The sequence below is a fragment of the Bacillus cereus group sp. RP32 genome (assembly GCF_040459735.1).
GTDB classification, from domain to species: Bacteria; Bacillota; Bacilli; order Bacillales; family Bacillaceae_G; genus Bacillus_A; species Bacillus_A wiedmannii.
On record NZ_JARVHO010000001.1, the window covers coordinates 274177 to 291391 of the forward strand.

The following is a 17215-nucleotide window of genomic DNA, read 5'->3' on the forward strand; positions in this document are numbered from 1 at the left end:
TTCAAATAGTTTTAAAGCGCATTCAAGGGGGACATCTAGAATAATGAAACGTTACGAAAGAAAGTGGAAGCATATTTGTTTGAAACGTGTGGCACATCGTAGTGTCCAAGAAAGCACGGAACCTAAGACTGAAACGCGCAAAGAACAGCAAGAGAAGCAATTGGTTCTACAAAAATAGCAATCACTTTTTCGTATATAAATGAAGGTCAATCGTTCGTTGGGGGATGGACGTGAAATTACTTTCAGCTAAGGGGTATTGTCTGATATATAATTTATACGGCAATAAATCAGCACAGAGCATACGGCGCTCTGTGCTGATTTTTATTTACAAAATAAAAATCAGTGGGAGAACTCCCACTGATTAAAGTTTTACTTTTCTTTTTTGAATCGAACTGTTTTATCCCAGCCAATGACTTGTTTCTTGCTCTTTGCACGTAAGTATAAAATTAAGCTGCGAATGAATAAGTACGTAAAGAGCTGTGCGTACGTAAAGTACATGATAACACTAATAAAAATATTAGTTGGTGTAAAGGTTCGTTCCACACTCTGGGCACTAAATAATTGAGAAACATATGTAATATATGCGACATACCACATAAATAGTAGCGGAATGCTATATTGAATTTGGAATATCCCGAGTAACCCAATTACAAACCAAACGTTCGAGATGATTAAGAATAGCCAAAATACAACATACACTAAAACTTGTTGTAAGGAATGGACGAGAAGTTTTCCTTTAAAGAAACTTAAGGAAGAAAACATTTTTTCTAAAATGTACAAGTTCCCTTGGAGCCAACGTGTACGCTGCTTAATAAGGATTTTTAAATGCTCAGGTTCTTGTTCCCATGTAATCGATTCTGGAACGATCGGTAAGAGATAGCCTTTTTGTGTAATTCGTAATGTTAATTCAGCGTCTTCTGCAATTGCATACGGGTCATAGCCGCCAAGTTCTTCTAATGCAGAGCGACGAAGAAGCATATTTGTTCCTGTTAGTGAACCTGTTTGGAATAGTAACCAGCGTCCTGATTGCATAAGGAGCTGGAAGATTTGAAATTCTAATGAAATCATTCGTGTTAGCCAGTTTCTGTTTTCATTTACAGTACGAACGTGACCAACAGCTCCAACAGCATCCACGGTTGTTTCAGCGTGTTCTACAAGCATTCGCAGTGCATGTGGTTCAGGCTGGTTATCTGCATCATACACACAGAAGTATTCACCATCTGAAATACTAAGACCATAGTTTAATACACGCGATTTCCCTTTTGGTTCACCCGCCGGAACACGAATGTGACGAATATGAGCATAAGCTTTGTCAAAATCGTCACCAATTTCAGGTGTCTCATCTTGAGAGTTATCGTTTAATAAATAAACAGTTAGTCTGCCCGGATATTCAATCTTCGCCATCGCCTCTAAAGTATCTTTAATAACGACCCCTTCATTGTGGGCAGGTATTAAAATATCGACGCTTGGATAATGTTCTAGCGTACGATCTTTTCGTTTACTATTTCGGTGAACTAAACCTGCGAGTGTTAAGAAAGAATAGTAAACAAGTAAGGCAGAGAATAGAAAGGCTGTAAAAATAAGTATATACTTAATCGAAAATGTGATGCTAATCCAAAACACGAGTACGCAAAATAGAAGGAATAAAAGAAGTATAACGAGTGTCATCATAATAACGTCTGTCCTTTGTTCCCAATTTGCTCGCGTGAAATTGGGATATCTTGAATCGCTTCAGCAGCAAGCCATTGCTCCATTTTTGGCTTTAGGCGATTCATTACAATGTCAGCACCGGCTTCATTTGTGTTTTGTAATAAAATAACTAGCGTATTATTATCGTATTCAGCAGCAAGGTCAAAGTCAGCTCTTATCGTTTCAACTAATAATGAAGCTACACGGTCCATAACACTTTCCTTCGTATATTTACTAAAGGAAGTGAAGTCAAAATAAATAATAACGCCTGTTTCATTACGACGATTCATTGCATTTATTAATAATGCTTGTCGTCTTTCGAATTCTTGTCTTGTTAATAATTTTGATTCTCCAATGTATTGTTCTAACGTTCTCACACGTTCGGTTAATTCTTTATTTTCATGAATAACCTTCTTTAATAAATGAGTAGAGATGTATACGATGAAGAAGTTTGCTGCCATTAGGAAGTGAGTAATAATGTATTCCCATTGTTCTGATGTACTCCATAAGTAAAGCCATGCTTGGTAGAACAGGTAGAATACCGAAATAATGGTTCCTAATATAAAGAGAACAAATGCGGTTTTATCAGTCAATAATAGAAATAGTACATTAACAATTACATATATAATTGTAAAAATGAGAGCATGCTCATATTGCGTTACATGTACAGTTGTAAAATAAAATAAAATTTGTAAAATCCACATAGAGAGGACTTTATAGAAGTTATCTTTCACAAAACTTTCCTCCTTAAAGGTAATTCATGCAAGGATACTTGTAGTATGCGCAATTATTAAGAAATAGACCGGATGACTAGGTTATTTTGGAGAGCAACAACAAGTAGTATCTCTCTTTTCCAAGAAAAAATAAACAGACTTACTAATTATTGTATCATAATGTTCTTATATTTAAGCATAAAGTATTTAATATATACCAAAAAATATACAACATATAATAAAAAGCCCCCTCTTTAGAAAGAGGAGACTTTGCACCATTTTATAGGAACATCATACCTGCAACTGCTGCATTTAAGAAGTTTGCTAATGTACCAGCGATAACTGCTTTAATCCCTAACTGTGCAATTTGCTTACGGCGAGTAGGAGCTAACGTTCCTGTTACACCTAATTGAATTGCGATAGAAGAGAAGTTTGCGAATCCACAGATTGCGAATGTTAAAATTAAGTTTGTTTTTGCAGAGAACTCTGCCATGTGTGGTCCTAAGTTTGCGTATGCAACGAATTCGTTGATTGCAAGTTTTTGACCGATAAAGCTTGCTGCTTGTACAGCTTCACCAGGAGAAACCCCGATTAAGATTGCAAATGGTGATAGTAAGTAACCGAAGATTAAATCAAGGCTAAGTTTAATATGGAACAGAGAGCCAATTAATCCTAATAGACCATTTAATAAAGCGATTAATGCGATGAAAGCCATTAACATTGCTGCTACGTTAATAACAAGTTGCATACCTTCAGATGCACCACGTGCCGCTGCGTCAATAACGTTTGCATCTTCACGTTCTGTAGAAAGTTCAACGTTATTATCTACTTTTTCTGTTTCTGGCATAATTAGTTTCGCAATTAATAGACTTGATGGAGCTGCCATAATTGCTGCTGCTAATAAGTGTTCTAACGGAATACCCATTGCTGCATAGCCGACAAGAACTGATCCGGCAACAGCTGTCATACCGCTTACCATAATAGTGAAGAATTCACTATTTGTTAAACGTGCTAAGTAAGGTTTGATTAAGATTGGAGCTTCAGTTTGTCCTAAAAATACAGTTGTTACTGAGTTTAAACTTTCAGCTTTAGAAGTTCCAAGAAGTTTACTTAATGCACCACCAACGACACTAACAAATTTCTGCATAATACCGAAATGATATAAGATTGCAACTAATGAACTAATAAATACGATTGGAAGTAGTGCTTGAATGAAGAAAACAAATCCCCAAGGGCCTTTTGCGTTGACTAAATCCCCAGCAACGAACTTAATTCCCTCGTAAGAAAAATTAATTAATCCTTGAACGCCATCTGCAGCGTATTTTAAACCTGCTTTTCCGGCATCCCATCGTAATACGATAAATGAAAATGACATTTGTAATGCTAGCGCGATTAAAATTGTGCGCCAATTAATAGCTTTGCGGTTGGAAGATAGTAAGAAAGCAATTGCTAATACTCCAATCACGCCGCCAATTCCCCATAAAAGATTCATGCAGTGTATGCTCCTTCCTCATAGTAAAAAAAGTGTATAAACCAGTTGTCTATACGTTTACGAATATAACATCTTAAGTAACTTATCATAATGGACATCGGAGGTCAAACGTCTAACGAAAAGTTTAAATAAAAAGAAAATTCTTTAAAAAAACACATATAAAATGATTAGACATGAAATAGGTTATGTTTTTTATGTAAAAATATACATTATGATAACGTTATGGAGTGTTTTTGTAGAATATAGTGTATGAAATAGGGAAATAGATACATTATTTTTTCGGGGATATAGGTGACATATATTAAAAAGAGCCTTCTAGTAATCTAGAAGGCTCTAAAAATATAACTTAAGGTGCTTTTGTGTATCCTAAGAAATGACTCTTCCAATAAGAGTTACTTAATGAAGCGATTGCTACACCTTTATCTCCGGCTTGGATAAATGATCCGCCCCCAAGATAAATGCCCATGTGAGAAGGGCCCGATTTATAAGTATTTTTGAAATAAATTAAGTCACCTGGTTGTGGATTTGAAGTTTGTGGTAGGCTACCCCAATATCCTGCAACACTTTGACGACTAATGTTATGACCAAATTTCTTAAATACGTGGTAGATGTAACCACTGCAGTCAACACCAGTAGCAGAAGTACCGCCCCAAACGTACGGTACACCTTGCATTCCTTTTGCATATGCAAGTATGGAAGAACTATCACCACTATTATTGCCTGTATTATTGTTGTTATTGTTTTGATTGTTATTTTGGTTGTTGTTAGGCTTATTATCTACTGCCCCACCAACTGGTGTTTTAGAAAGGTAACGTGTTCCGATGTAACCAGTTTGACCGTTGTAGTTAATTTTGCTCCATCCAGAGTTTTCAGAGATTACTTGAACCTTCTGTCCTTGTGGAAGTGCCCCTATGATTCTATAATTTGTACCTTCGCCGCTACGTACGTTTAGTGCAGAAGCATTAATGTAGTAGTCACCAATTGCACCTTGATTAGGTTGTTTCGGTTGTTCAGGAGTAGCAGTGCCACCTTTAACGAATTTTACAAACTCGCTACTAACAAAGCCTGTTTTTCCTTGATAGTTTACTTTAAACCAACCGTTTTCAGATCCAACTACGTTTAATGTAGTACCATTTAACACGCCACCAATTACACTATGGTAAGCAGCAGGGCCTGTACGAACGCGTAGAGATGTTGCGTTAACAACGTAAGTACCGCCAGTTTGAACAGTTACATTATTGTTTTGTTCTTGTTTGTTATCTTGGTTGTTTCCTTGTGTAACGTTGTCGTTAGAACCGCCTTTTGTTACGTAGTCTTTGCTTACGTAAGCAGTTTGTCCTGCATAATTGATTTTGAACCAATCTTGAACTTCTCCAACAACTTGCACAACTTGTCCTTTTGTAACAGAAGCTACAGTTGTATGAGAAGTGCTAGGACCTGTACGAACACGAAGGGAAGATACATTTACTGTATAGTTTCCGCTTGCTGGTTTTACAGATTCTTGGTTGTTATTATTTGTATTGTTGTTTGAAGAACCTGCATTAGAAGAAACGCCAGATACGAATTCGCCACTTACATAACCTACTTGTCCATTATGGTTGATTTTCACCCAACCATTTTCTTGGCCGACAACGTTTAACGTTTGTCCTGCATATACACGCCCAGAAACAGAACTAGAAGTGTTAGGAGCTGTACGCACACGTAATACATCGGCAGTAACTTTATTGTTCCCACCTGTTGTACTTACATTAGAATTGCTTGCTCCATTTTTTGATACAAATTCGCCACTAACAAATCCTGTTTTTCCATTAATGTTAATTTTGAACCAACCATTTTCTTCGCCAATCACATTTAATGATTGACCGTTATAAACACGCGAGATGATGTCGTGAGAAGTACTTGATCCTGCACGAACATGTAATACGCTAGTGTTTACCGTATAAGATGAGCTGTTTGATGCGGAAGCTTGGACAGTTTGTGTAGCAGCTTTTTGTGTATTTTGTTCAGGGGCAGCTTGAACACTATCAAGTGTAGGTGCTGCTCCTCCTGCTACAGACACTGCCGCAAGACCGGCAAGGTATTTTTTCATAATTTGTCGATTCCTTTCTGTCTGTAATGTAGTGAAGAAATATTTACCAACTGTTAAAAATTCTAAAGAGCATGTCGATTACTGTCAAGACTTATGCGGGAATCTGAATATGACAAAAAGATTACAAGAAAAAATCAAGGCATAAATTACACCTTGATTTCCATTTAAATACATATATTGAATGTAGAAAGGTTAGAAATTATTCGCGTTTAAGAAGATGACATATTGGATTGTAACAAGCTTTGAGAAAAGGATCTTTGCAACATTTTTGTGATAGGGCCAACTTGACCATCTTGGATGGCAGTTCCATCAAGGTGAGTCATCGGCAAAATTTCAATCGTCGTTCCTGTAAAGAAACATTCATCCGCTTGATAAACATCGCGAATGCTAAACAGTTCTTCTTTTACTGGAATGCGAAGGGTTTTCGCTAAAGAAAGGACATACTGACGAATGATGCCATTTAAAATAAGGTGATTGGCTGGATGTGTGTAGAGAGTTCCGTTTTTTATGAGAAAGAAATTAGAACAGCTTCCCTCAGTTACAGTACCATTTCGTACGAAAAGAGCCTCTTTACAACCTTTACGTTCAGCTTTCGTAGCAGCTAATACATTGGGTAATAAATTTAATGATTTGATATCACAGCGTAGCCAGCGGGTATCTGGTTCTGATATAGCACGTACACCATATTCAATCCATAACGCGGGTCTTTCTTTCTTCGTAATATAGGCATAGATTGTCGGCGGGACGTCATATGAGAATGTGTGGGTACGAGCTTGTACACCACGAGATACTTGTAAATAAATCGTTCCATCTTCGTAGAAATTATTATTTTCAATTAGTTTGTAAAGTAGGATAATAAGTTCTGCTTTTGAGAAAGGGAGTGATAATTCTATTTCTTCCATGGAGCGATATAATCTTGTGATATGCGGATCTAATAAGTGAAAGTTCCCTTTATATAGGCGAATAACTTCGTAGACACCATCTCCAAACTGCAAGCCTCTTTCTTCAAGTTCTATGTCCGCGCGATGTTTTGTTGTATCAATTACTGCATCATTCCATAGTACAAATTTTTCGTATGCCAATTTCTGTCCCATCCTTTCGTAAGTGCATAAGTAAAGTGAAGCTTTCATTCATTTGGAATAAAAACCACTATAGTAATTTTTATGTGAGTACTTCTTTACATATGACGTATATGTATTTGTAAATGGTAGAGAAGTAGTAGTGATTTACAGTATTTTGTATATACAAATTCGAAAATGAGAAATAAGAATCCTGCTTTTGAATAAAAAAAAGCAACATTCTTATGGAATGTTGCACAAGGAGGGTAGCTATCTTTCATAGGGACATCGTCTTATTGAATGTTTTGTGTATGGAAACAAAACATATTGAAAGACAATTATAAGAAAGTAGAAATAAAAGATTCATATATTTCTTTAAGGGATCTTATTACAGATGAGAGATAAGAAATATATAGAACCTTGCTTACATATTTTATTATAGAGATGTTTCGTTAATCCTATGTGAATATTTGGTAAAGGTTATGTAATGTTAAAGTTAATGAATATAAGTGATTGTATGGAGAAATATAAAAAAAGAGGCTGAGATTACTCAGCGCTCTTCTTTTCTTCTTTAATAGCTGTCTTTACTTCACCAGTTTTGGTCTTATTACTTTCAGAGAAGCGAAGTAAGTCACCTTCAATGATTTTGTCAGACATGTTCAATTCATTTTGGGCACGATCAATGAGTGGTTGAGATTCTTCTTTTGGTAATTGTACAACTTCGCTAGTAGTACGGTCGTAGAATGTACTGTTCGTGTACATGTACTTATCTGTAACGAAGCTACCGTCACGAAGAACAACGAATCCTTTATTATCAGGTGAGAATACATCATGACCGAATTGAACTTGATTCGTAGAATCTACACCAAGTAAGTTTAGAATTGTTGGTTTAATGTCAATTTCACCAGTTGGTTTTGAAATTGTTTTACCTTCTTTTTGACCTGGAACGTGAATAAACATCGGTGTTTTTTGTAAGTTCATATGGTCAAATGCAGTGATTTCTTCTTTTCCTAAGAACTGTGCCATTGCACGGTTATGGTTTTCAGAAATACCGTAGTGATCACCGTAGAATACGATAACTGAGTTGTCGTAAATGCCTTCTGCTTTTAGACGCTCAATAAAGTGTTTCATTGCTTCGTCTAAATAACGAGCAGTTACCATGTAACGGTCAAATACGCCATCACCAGAATTGTATTCATCGATTAATTTCGTGCTGTCATCATAAGTGAATGGGTAATGGTTTGTTAAAGTAAGGAAGCGAGTATAGAACGGTTGCTTCACTTCTTTTAACATATCGATAGATTGATCGAAGTATTCGATATCTTTTAATCCCCAATTTAATTTCGTTTCTGGCGTAATCTTGTAGTCAAGCTCGTTGTAGTAACGATCATAACCAAGTGCCGGATACATAATGTTACGGTTCCAGAATGTTGCGTTGTTCGCGTGGAATACTGATGTATGGTATCCTTGCTCACGTAAAATTTCTGGAGTTGCTGTATATTCGTTATTACCGTGTGTGAAGAATACAGCACCACGGTCTAATGGATACATTGAAGTATCTACTAAGAATTCAGCATCAGATGTTTTTCCTTGCCCAGTTTGGTGGAAGAAGTTATCAAAGTAATAACTTTCTTTCGTAAATTGGTTTAAGAATGGTGTAACTTCTTGTCCGTTAACTGTTGCACCAATTAAGAATGTTTGTAATGACTCAAGAGAGACAACAATTACGTTTTTCCCTTTTGCCGTACCAAACATATTTGGATCTGGTTTGCTTTGCGTTGTTTTTACGTAGTTCTCTGTTTCCTGTAATTTACTACCGTCAGCAAAAGCTTTTTGTGAACTTGATTTTGCTTGTAAGCCAAGATCATACACTTGGTGTACATATAAACCTAAGTTTTTAACAAGCATAACGCGGTCGAATGAACGTGTTAATAGTTCAGGACGCTCAGCTTCTGCAAGTCCTAAGTTTGCGAAGAAAATAGCAACTGTTGACACGAAGTATAGGGAACGCATTGGGCGTGCTACACGTTCTGTCGGTGCAAAATTCTTCATCTTCTTCAATAAAATGAAGAATACAATAATATCAGCAAATGCAAGGATAATTTTGTAGTTAAACAATTCTTTCACACTAGAACCTAAACTTCCAAAGTTAGATGTTTGTCCTAGTACTGGTAAAGTAACGAAGTCATTGTAGAATCCGTAGAACATTACGTTACCAACAAGAACGATTGTTAAAACAAAATTAATTCCAAGTGCTATATAGTTACGTTTTTTCCCTTTTGCAAATAATGCAAGACCAACAAGCAGTAATGATGCTGCTAATGGGCTAAGGAATAAAATGAATTCTTGCATGAAAGATTCAAGTTTTAAATCAAAGCTTGTGCGTGTAATAAGGTACGTCTTCAGCCATAAAGCTAAAGCTACGAATACAGTGAAACGCACATTTTGAAATTGTGATTTCAAGGTTTCTTTCATTCATTTCCACCCTTTCTCTATCAGGCTTGGTCGATTTTGGAGCGAAAAATGCTAAAATAAAAAATACATAGTTTTCTTGGCCATAATTAGAGGTTCTATATTCACCCATATACGACTATAACTATGCATACCCTTTTGGTTTCTTGTGCTGCTCATAAGCATAACGTCATTTCTGTATTATACAACAAAATTCATTTCTGAGAAACACTATAACATTTTACATTTTTTGTATGAGATTTGTCACTACCAGAGAAAACTTTAACATTCGTTTATATGTCCGTCAACTAGAAAATATAACAAAGGTAGAGCAGAATGTTCAGTGAAAGTGAAAATTTTCTTGTTGAGAAATAAGAAATGACAATGGGTGAGTGGTTATCTAGAAACCTATTATATGAAGGGAAGTATGTAAAAATTAACGAACACTTGTTCTTTTTTAGTTTGTTTGTTACAATGAAAGTTCATTGATAGATTATGTGTAATTTTGATGAACTTTTACTGATAACATATTGTAGCTTATTTCTTTAAAAAAATAGGGAGGCTTTTACATGGAACAAAAATTTTCAGTTGAAGCGTTTTGGAAGAAAGCAAAACATGTTGCAAAGCAAGCAGGGCAGTCGGTCATTTATGCAAGTTTATTATTGTTTTACGTTTTGCAAAGACCTGATGTTCCAAAGCGAGTGAAAATTATTGTGATTGGAGCACTTGCTTATTTTATTGCACCAATTGATGCCATCCCAGATTTCATTGCTGGAGTTGGTTATACAGATGATTTAGGGGCGTTAATGGCTGCTCTATTACAAGCGTCGTTATACGTCAATGAAGAGGTGAAAGATAAGGCACGAGTGAAGTTGGCAGAATGGTTTGGTTCGGATATAGACACATCCTTTATCGATCAGAAATTAGATCAGTAGGTGAGAACTGTCATATGGTGACAGGGCGAACGTAAGCGAGGAAGTGCATTATGCCATCAGGAAGAACGCATACGAAAATAAACTTAATATCCCTTCCGGTTGTTTTGTTTATGCTCTTTTCGTATGGATTAACAAACTTGGATTTTTTATTAACTTTTGCAATTGGCTTTTTAGTAGGTACTTCATTTTTAACGCCGGATTTAGATACATATAGTAATGCGTATAATAAATGGGGGTTCCTACGTATATTTTGGTATCCGTATAAGAAGGTCATGCCGCATCGATCCTTCTTTACACATACAATTATACTTGGTGATGTGATTCGTATTGCATACATGTTAATTGTGTTTTCTCCGTTTTTATTCCTATTAAATGTAATCGCGCTTGATGGGAATTTAATAGAAATTGCGAAGGAACATGAGGTTGAAATTGTAACGTTCGTAATGGGAATTATTGTAGCAAGTACGCTTCACATTATAGCGGATAAAGTGAATACGCGCCGCAAAAAAATGATGAGAAAAAAGAAGAAACGCAGAAGATAAAAAAACCGTCCCAAAAGGTATCTTGGGACGGTTTTTTTCTTATTAAAAGATTTTCGTATCGCCGATAAAATTTCATTTATTATGATGCGTACTGTTTTAATCAAACGTTTGTTTAAACTTAAGCTTTCAGCACTTTAATACCTTTTACGATGTTCCAAATGAAGTAGTATAAGCTAATAATGCCACAAATACATAAGACAATCATTGCTCCAATGCCAAGTGTTACGTCTGGTTGATTCGATCCGATACCCATAATTCCTAGAATAATAAATCCAATAAATGACGCGATGCTTGGAATGATGTGTGTCCATAGAGCGCGTTTTGCGTGCGGTTTCGTTTCAGAATCGCCCACAATCCACACAATGATAGGGAATAAGATAGGGGCAAATAATACACTAAAGTATGATAAAGCTGCTAATATTTTGTTTCCGTTCATATATATCACCTCATAAATAATATCCGTTTTTATACCTTTATTATGCAGGAAATGTAGCAAGCTTCCTATCGATGAACATTACAAGAACGTGACGTTTTTGTAAGATTCTCATGATAAATAATAAAATTTTCAAAAAAATCTTTTTTAATGGAAATTGTTGTGATAAAATTAATGAAAACGTTTTCTTTGACGTTTTTTTATTTTGGGTTTAAAGGTATGATGACCTGATAGTCTATTGATGAGGTTATTCTATTTAAAAGGGGATTCTTTAGGGGGAGAGAACAATGAACACATGGACACAAGTTTATGATCCGTTCGGAAACATTTGGATTTCGGCAGCGGTCGCACTTATTCCGATTATCTTTTTTTTCTTAGCTTTAGCAGTTTTCCGCATGAAGGGGTATGTGGCAGGATTAATTACAGTCGTACTTACAATTTTAGTTGCGTTATTCGCTTATAAGATGCCGTTCACGATGGCGATGGCAGCGACGGGATATGGTTTCTTATACGGACTATGGCCAATTGCTTGGATTATCATTATGTCGGTATTTTTATATAAAATATCTGTGAAAACAGGTCAATTCGATGTGATTCGTGCATCTGTATTATCCATTACGAATGACCATCGTTTACTCGTTATTTTAATCGGTTTTTCATTTGGAGCATTTTTGGAAGGGGCAGCAGGATTTGGTGCACCAGTAGCGATTACCGCAGCGCTTCTTGCAGGTCTTGGGTTAAATCCTTTATATGCAGCGGGTCTGTGTTTAATCGCAAATACGGCACCAGTAGCGTTCGGAGCGATGGGAATTCCGATTACAGTTGCTGGACAAGTAACAGGTATTGATCCGCATAAAATTGGACAAATGGCTGGGCATCAATTACCGTTCTTATCATTATTTGTTCCGTTCTTTATCGTATTTTTAATGGATGGATTTAAAGGAGTAAGACAAACATGGCCGGCTCTATTTGTAGCAGGTAGCTCATTTGCAATTACGCAGTTCATTACAGCGACGTTCTTAGGGCCAGAACTTCCGGATATTACGTCAGCACTTGTAAGTTTAGTGAGTTTATCTCTATTCTTAAAAGTTTGGCAGCCGAAAGAAATCTATCAGTCTAAAGAAGCAAATAGTGAAGTAGCAGCAACGGCGATATCTCTGCCGAAACTAACGGTAGGAAAAGTAGTAAAAGCATGGTCTCCATTCATTATTTTAACTGTGATGGTAGTCATTTGGAGCCAAAGTTTCTTTAAAGCGTTATTTGCTCCAGGCGGTGCTTTGGAAAGCCTTGTGTTTAAGTTTGAAGTTCCAGGCTTACACAATTTAGTAATGAAAGCAGAGCCAATTGTAAATAAACCGACGCCTTATGAAGCAATCTTGAAATTAGATATTTTATCAGCGACGGGAACAGCAATTTTAATTGCTTGTATCATTTCTATCTTTATTTTGAAAATGAGTGCAAAAGATGCAGTAGTAACATTTAAAGAAACGTTAAATGAGCTTAAGATGCCAATTCTATCTATCGGATTCGTATTAGGATTCGCGTTTATCGCAAACTATTCTGGTCTATCTTCTACATTAGCATTAGCACTTGCAGGAACTGGCGGACTATTCCCGTTCTTCTCACCATTCCTAGGCTGGATCGGTGTATTTTTAACAGGATCCGATACGTCAGCGAATGCACTGTTCTCGAATTTACAAGCGATTACAGCGCAGCAAGTCGGTGTATCTGAAGTACTTCTCGTTGCAGCAAATACAACGGGCGGTGTAACAGGAAAAATGATTTCTCCGCAATCGATTGCAATTGCTTGTGCGGCAGTTGGACTTGCTGGAAAAGAATCAGATTTATTCCGCTTTACAGTGAAGCATAGTTTATTCTTCGTAATTATTGTTGGTATTATGACGTATGTACAGGCATATTATTTAACGTGGATGATTCCATAAACAACAAAAGAAATAAACTTTGCATTTTTCAGATTATCGTGTATGATGGGAAAGTATTGAAAATTAAATCAGTGATAAACTAGGGGTGCCTAACGTATGCGTAGGCTGAGAGAGAAGCGTGTGAACTTCTTAACCCTTTGGACCTGATCTGGCTCGTACCAGCGTAGGGAAGTTAACGGCTTTACATAATGATGTCTTTATGAGCCAGGTCCTTATTTTTTTATGGACCTGGCTCTTTTTATTTTGGCATACGCTGGCCATATCTTGTCCTTGTCACGTACAGGGGGGCAACAAAGGTTATGAAACAGTCTGTTTCAGCTGAGCAAATTGAATTGAAATCGAGTTTACCAGGAAGTAAGAAAGTGTATGTGGATGGACCACGCGCGGGTATGAAAGTGCCGATGCGCGAGATTGAACAAAGCGAAACGAACGGTATTCCGAACCCGCCAATTCGTGTATATGATACGAGCGGTCCTTATACGGATCCCGCGTATAAAGTGGAGCTGGAAAAGGGGATTCCAATGCCGCGCCATTCTTGGATCCTGGAGCGCGGAGATGTAGAAGCATACGAAGGGCGCGAAGTGAAACCAGAGGACGACGGTGTGAAAGTGGCTTCGAAACATACACCTGTTTTCCCGCAAATGGGTCGCAAACCGCTTAGAGCGAAGCAAGGTGCAAATGTTACGCAAATGCATTATGCACGTAATGGCATCATTACGTCTGAGATGGAATATGTTGCGATTCGTGAAGGAGTAGAGCCAGAGTTTGTTCGTAAGGAAATTGCGGAAGGTCGCGCTATTTTACCAGCGAATATTAACCATCCTGAAGCAGAGCCGATGATTATCGGGCGTAACTTCCACGTGAAGGTTAATGCAAATATCGGAAACTCTGCTGTATCGTCTTCTATTGCAGAAGAAGTAGAGAAGATGACGTGGGCTACTCGCTGGGGTGCAGATACGATTATGGATTTATCTACAGGTAAAAACATTCATACGACGCGTGAGTGGATTATTCGTAACGCACCTGTACCGGTTGGAACTGTACCAATCTATCAAGCGCTTGAAAAAGTAAACGGAATTGCAGAAGATTTAACGTGGGAAGTGTATCGTGATACGTTAATTGAGCAAGCGGAGCAAGGCGTAGATTACTTTACGATTCACGCTGGCGTGTTACTTCGTTACATTCCGATTACTGCAAAGCGTACGACAGGTATCGTTTCGCGTGGTGGTTCAATTATGGCACAGTGGTGTTTATTCCATCATAAAGAAAACTTCTTATACACTCATTTTGAAGAGATATGTGAAATTATGAAGCAGTACGACGTTTCGTTCTCTCTTGGAGATGGATTACGTCCAGGTTCGATTGCAGATGCAAATGACGAAGCACAGTTTTCTGAGCTTGAAACACTTGGTGAATTAACGAAGATTGCTTGGAAACATGATGTGCAAGTGATGATTGAAGGACCTGGGCATGTACCGATGCATTTAATTAAAGAGAATATGGAGAAAGAGCTTGATATTTGTCAGGGCGCGCCGTTCTATACACTTGGGCCGTTAACAACAGATATTGCACCAGGTTATGACCATATTACATCGGCAATTGGAGCGGCGATGATTGGCTGGTTTGGAACGGCGATGCTTTGTTATGTAACGCCGAAAGAACATTTAGGTTTACCGAACAAAGATGATGTTCGCACGGGGGTTATTACGTACAAAATTGCTGCACATGCAGCTGATCTTGCGAAAGGGCACAAAACGGCTCATCAGCGTGATGATGCACTTTCAAAAGCTCGCTTTGAATTCCGTTGGCGCGATCAATTTAATTTATCTTTAGATCCTGAACGTGCGATGGAATATCACGATGAAACATTGCCAGCAGAAGGCGCGAAAACGGCTCATTTCTGTTCAATGTGTGGACCGAAGTTTTGTAGTATGAGAATTTCACATGATATTCGTGAATATGCGAAAGACAATGATTTAGAAACGACAGAAGCAATTGAAAAAGGGATGAAAGAGAAAGCGAAAGAATTTAAAGACACTGGTAGTCATTTATACCAATAATACGTTACACCTCTTTACTTGATTGATCACACTGTAGTACCTAACTTAAATATAGAAGGAGCCCCCTTTGCTACCGTCTTAGCAAAGGGGGCTTCTGTCGTTTATAAGGCGAAGAAGAGGTGTACCCAGTAGTATAAGAGGAATAATGTGACGACTGTTGTGAGAGGAATAACGATAAGGGATACACTTAAATAGTCTTTCCATTTTACTTTAATTTTGTTTTGTTTCAGGATATACATCCAAATGAGGGAAGCTAACGTACCGATTGGTAATAATAGTGAACCGATGTCACTACCAATAATGTTTGCGAGATAGATAGTTTTTAATGTGACTGGGTCTAATCCCATTTCTGTTAATGTAATTGTACCAATCATAAGTGCAGGATGGTTATTGAAGACGTTAGAGAGGAGGGAGACGAGTCCACCCATTGCAAAGCTGGCATAGAGTAGATGTTGACTTACAACTGGTTCAAGCCAATTTACAAGCGCAGCTGTTAACCCTGCGTTGTGAAGCCCGTAAATAATGACATACATAGAGAAAGCGAAAATTAAAATGTGCCACGGTGTCTTTTTCAAAATGTCGACAGGATTCGTTCGTAAGTAGTACCATCTCCAGATGAGAAGAATGAGTGAACCGAGTACGGCAACAATTTCAATTGGGATGGATAAGAAGGATGCAACGAATAGAAGACAGCGCATAAGGAAGACGAAGCCTAATACTTTTAGCATGAATCTTGTCCGTTTTTGTTTCGTATCAACTGAATTTTTTCCTTTTAACGGATGGAAGTTTTTTGTGAAGAATATTTCTTCGATATCATATGAAGAAACAGGTAATTTTTTTGGTAGCTTTTTCTTTAACACTGTATACATAAGCCATGACATAAACAATAGTCCTAATGTTGCAGGTACAAACATCATAGCAGTATGCATATAAAGAGTCATATTCACGATATTTAATGCAATTAAGTTTACGATATTACTTACACCAATTGGTGCACTAGATGCAGTAGCGATTAAAGCACCGCTTAATAAATAGGGGATTTGTTGATGCGGTTTTAATTGAAGGTTTTTTAGAAGAAGAATTAAGATTGGAGTTGTAATTAAAATACTACCGTCATTATTAAATAAAAGAGTCATAAGAAAACATAATAATTGAATATACCAGTATAAACGGCGACCAGAGCCTTTTGCTAAGTTTGCAAGTTTCGCTGCGGACCAGTGGAAGAAGCCGAAGCTTTCTAATATAACCGCCATAACGATGGTCGCTAATATTGTTATAGAGGCACCGCCAATTTTACTAATAATGTCTATGACGTCTGGTCTTGATACAAGTCCAGTAATCAAGATAATGCCAGCGCCAATTGCTGCCGGCCACGCCTCATTTAAACCACGAGGTCGCCAAAAGATAACAATCATCGTTAAGAAGAATACAATAATAGTAATCCATATTTCAATGCTCATATTTTACCTACCTTTCTACTTTTCCTTAAACCAATGTGGCTTGTCTCAAGGTTTGTATTAGTAGTATATTCAGCGAAAAATAGGAAGAACTAGACATATAATGGAATAAAGTGAATATGTGTTTTTCAAGCGAAAGGACAAGTGTCACGAATAGTGAAATAACTATTGTGAGAGGAGCCTATAAATTAGGGGGGCAGTAAGATAGTAAAGGAAATTTATATGGGCGATTATGGAGATATATTGGCGCAACTCAAAATATATCAGCGATTATGGAGATATATCGGCGCAACTTAAAATATATCAGCGATTTTTAAAATATATCGACTTATCGACAAAACATGACAAAAGGA

12 protein-coding genes and 1 riboswitch are annotated in these 17215 nt (G+C 37.2%); of the genes, 4 read left to right on the forward strand and 8 right to left on the reverse strand.

All coding sequences use genetic code 11. From position 1 onward, the window contains the following. Window positions 1–369 precede the first annotated feature (369 nt). The 6 genes from QCI46_RS01300 to QCI46_RS01325 all read right to left on the reverse strand — a co-directional run bounded on the left by QCI46_RS01300 (window position 370) and on the right by QCI46_RS01325 (window position 9516). Window positions 370–1671 carry a glycosyltransferase family 2 protein gene (locus tag QCI46_RS01300; protein WP_353839436.1) on the reverse strand — a complete coding sequence of 434 codons (1302 nt, stop codon included), beginning with the start codon at window positions 1669–1671 and terminating at the stop codon, window positions 370–372. Continuing rightward, a complete protein-coding gene (locus QCI46_RS01305; RefSeq protein WP_087985930.1) occupies window positions 1668–2423 on the reverse strand; it encodes a GGDEF domain-containing protein in 756 nt (251 codons plus the stop codon). Before QCI46_RS01305 ends, QCI46_RS01300 begins: the two co-directional genes overlap by 4 nt. Before the next feature lie 259 nt (window positions 2424–2682). Continuing rightward, on the reverse strand, window positions 2683–3894 hold the full coding sequence (locus QCI46_RS01310) for a NupC/NupG family nucleoside CNT transporter (RefSeq protein ID WP_064476164.1): 1212 nt from the start codon (window positions 3892–3894) through the stop codon (window positions 2683–2685). Window positions 3895–4240: 346 nt separating this feature from the next. Further along, window positions 4241–5983 carry a C40 family peptidase gene (locus tag QCI46_RS01315; protein ID WP_353839437.1) on the reverse strand — a complete coding sequence of 581 codons (1743 nt, stop codon included), beginning with the start codon at window positions 5981–5983 and terminating at the stop codon, window positions 4241–4243. Window positions 5984–6192: 209 nt separating this feature from the next. After that, window positions 6193–7077, reverse strand: coding sequence for a D-amino-acid transaminase (locus QCI46_RS01320; protein WP_087985995.1), 885 nt, complete (start codon window positions 7075–7077; stop codon window positions 6193–6195). A 510-nt stretch (window positions 7078–7587) separates the two neighbouring features. Next, a complete protein-coding gene (locus QCI46_RS01325) occupies window positions 7588–9516 on the reverse strand; it encodes an LTA synthase family protein (RefSeq protein WP_060488013.1) in 1929 nt (642 codons plus the stop codon). Window positions 9517–10061: 545 nt separating this feature from the next. Here QCI46_RS01325 and QCI46_RS01330 point away from each other — a divergent pair. Then, the gene (locus QCI46_RS01330; RefSeq protein ID WP_000435500.1) at window positions 10062–10427 is read left to right on the forward strand and encodes a YkvA family protein; all 366 of its coding nucleotides are present in this window, start codon (window positions 10062–10064) and stop codon (window positions 10425–10427) included. Window positions 10428–10477: 50 nt separating this feature from the next. Then, window positions 10478–10969 (forward strand): metal-binding protein, encoded by a 492-nt coding sequence (locus tag QCI46_RS01335; protein WP_088608286.1) that lies wholly within the window; start codon window positions 10478–10480, stop codon window positions 10967–10969. Window positions 10970–11087: 118 nt separating this feature from the next. On the opposite strand, the gene QCI46_RS01340 is transcribed toward QCI46_RS01335, so the two are convergent. Then, window positions 11088–11405 carry a magnetosome magnetite crystal formation protein family gene (locus QCI46_RS01340; RefSeq protein WP_087983179.1) on the reverse strand — a complete coding sequence of 106 codons (318 nt, stop codon included), beginning with the start codon at window positions 11403–11405 and terminating at the stop codon, window positions 11088–11090. Window positions 11406–11689: 284 nt separating this feature from the next. On the opposite strand from QCI46_RS01340, the gene lldP reads away from it, so the two are divergent. Continuing rightward, entirely contained in the window at window positions 11690–13345 is a 1656-nt protein-coding gene (gene lldP / locus QCI46_RS01345) for an L-lactate permease (RefSeq protein WP_353839438.1), read from the forward strand. Window positions 13346–13416: 71 nt separating this feature from the next. Beyond that, window positions 13417–13532, forward strand: a riboswitch (TPP riboswitch). Window positions 13533–13644: 112 nt separating this feature from the next. Continuing rightward, window positions 13645–15405 (forward strand): phosphomethylpyrimidine synthase ThiC, encoded by a 1761-nt coding sequence (gene thiC, locus QCI46_RS01350; RefSeq protein ID WP_353839439.1) that lies wholly within the window; start codon window positions 13645–13647, stop codon window positions 15403–15405. Window positions 15406–15506: 101 nt separating this feature from the next. On the opposite strand, the gene QCI46_RS01355 is transcribed toward thiC, so the two are convergent. Beyond that, a complete protein-coding gene (locus QCI46_RS01355) occupies window positions 15507–16865 on the reverse strand; it encodes an arsenic transporter (RefSeq protein ID WP_327959607.1) in 1359 nt (452 codons plus the stop codon). Window positions 16866–17215 lie beyond the last annotated feature (350 nt).

What these genes read in the sequence shown, in the direction of transcription:
- QCI46_RS01300 (WP_353839436.1), bottom strand. Translation starts at nt 1,671, where the DNA reads ATGATGACACTCGTTATACTTCTTTTATTCCTTCTATTTTGCGTACTC.
- QCI46_RS01310 (WP_064476164.1), bottom strand. Translation starts at nt 3,894, where the DNA reads ATGAATCTTTTATGGGGAATTGGCGGCGTGATTGGAGTATTAGCAATT.
- QCI46_RS01315 (WP_353839437.1), bottom strand. Translation starts at nt 5,983, where the DNA reads ATGAAAAAATACCTTGCCGGTCTTGCGGCAGTGTCTGTAGCAGGAGGA.
- QCI46_RS01320 (WP_087985995.1), bottom strand. Translation starts at nt 7,077, where the DNA reads ATGGGACAGAAATTGGCATACGAAAAATTTGTACTATGGAATGATGCA.
- QCI46_RS01325 (WP_060488013.1), bottom strand. Translation starts at nt 9,516, where the DNA reads ATGAAAGAAACCTTGAAATCACAATTTCAAAATGTGCGTTTCACTGTA.
- QCI46_RS01330 (WP_000435500.1), top strand. Translation starts at nt 10,062, where the DNA reads ATGGAACAAAAATTTTCAGTTGAAGCGTTTTGGAAGAAAGCAAAACAT.
- QCI46_RS01335 (WP_088608286.1), top strand. Translation starts at nt 10,478, where the DNA reads ATGCCATCAGGAAGAACGCATACGAAAATAAACTTAATATCCCTTCCG.
- QCI46_RS01340 (WP_087983179.1), bottom strand. Translation starts at nt 11,405, where the DNA reads ATGAACGGAAACAAAATATTAGCAGCTTTATCATACTTTAGTGTATTA.
- lldP (WP_353839438.1), top strand. Translation starts at nt 11,690, where the DNA reads ATGAACACATGGACACAAGTTTATGATCCGTTCGGAAACATTTGGATT.
- thiC (WP_353839439.1), top strand. Translation starts at nt 13,645, where the DNA reads ATGAAACAGTCTGTTTCAGCTGAGCAAATTGAATTGAAATCGAGTTTA.
- QCI46_RS01355 (WP_327959607.1), bottom strand. Translation starts at nt 16,865, where the DNA reads ATGAGCATTGAAATATGGATTACTATTATTGTATTCTTCTTAACGATG.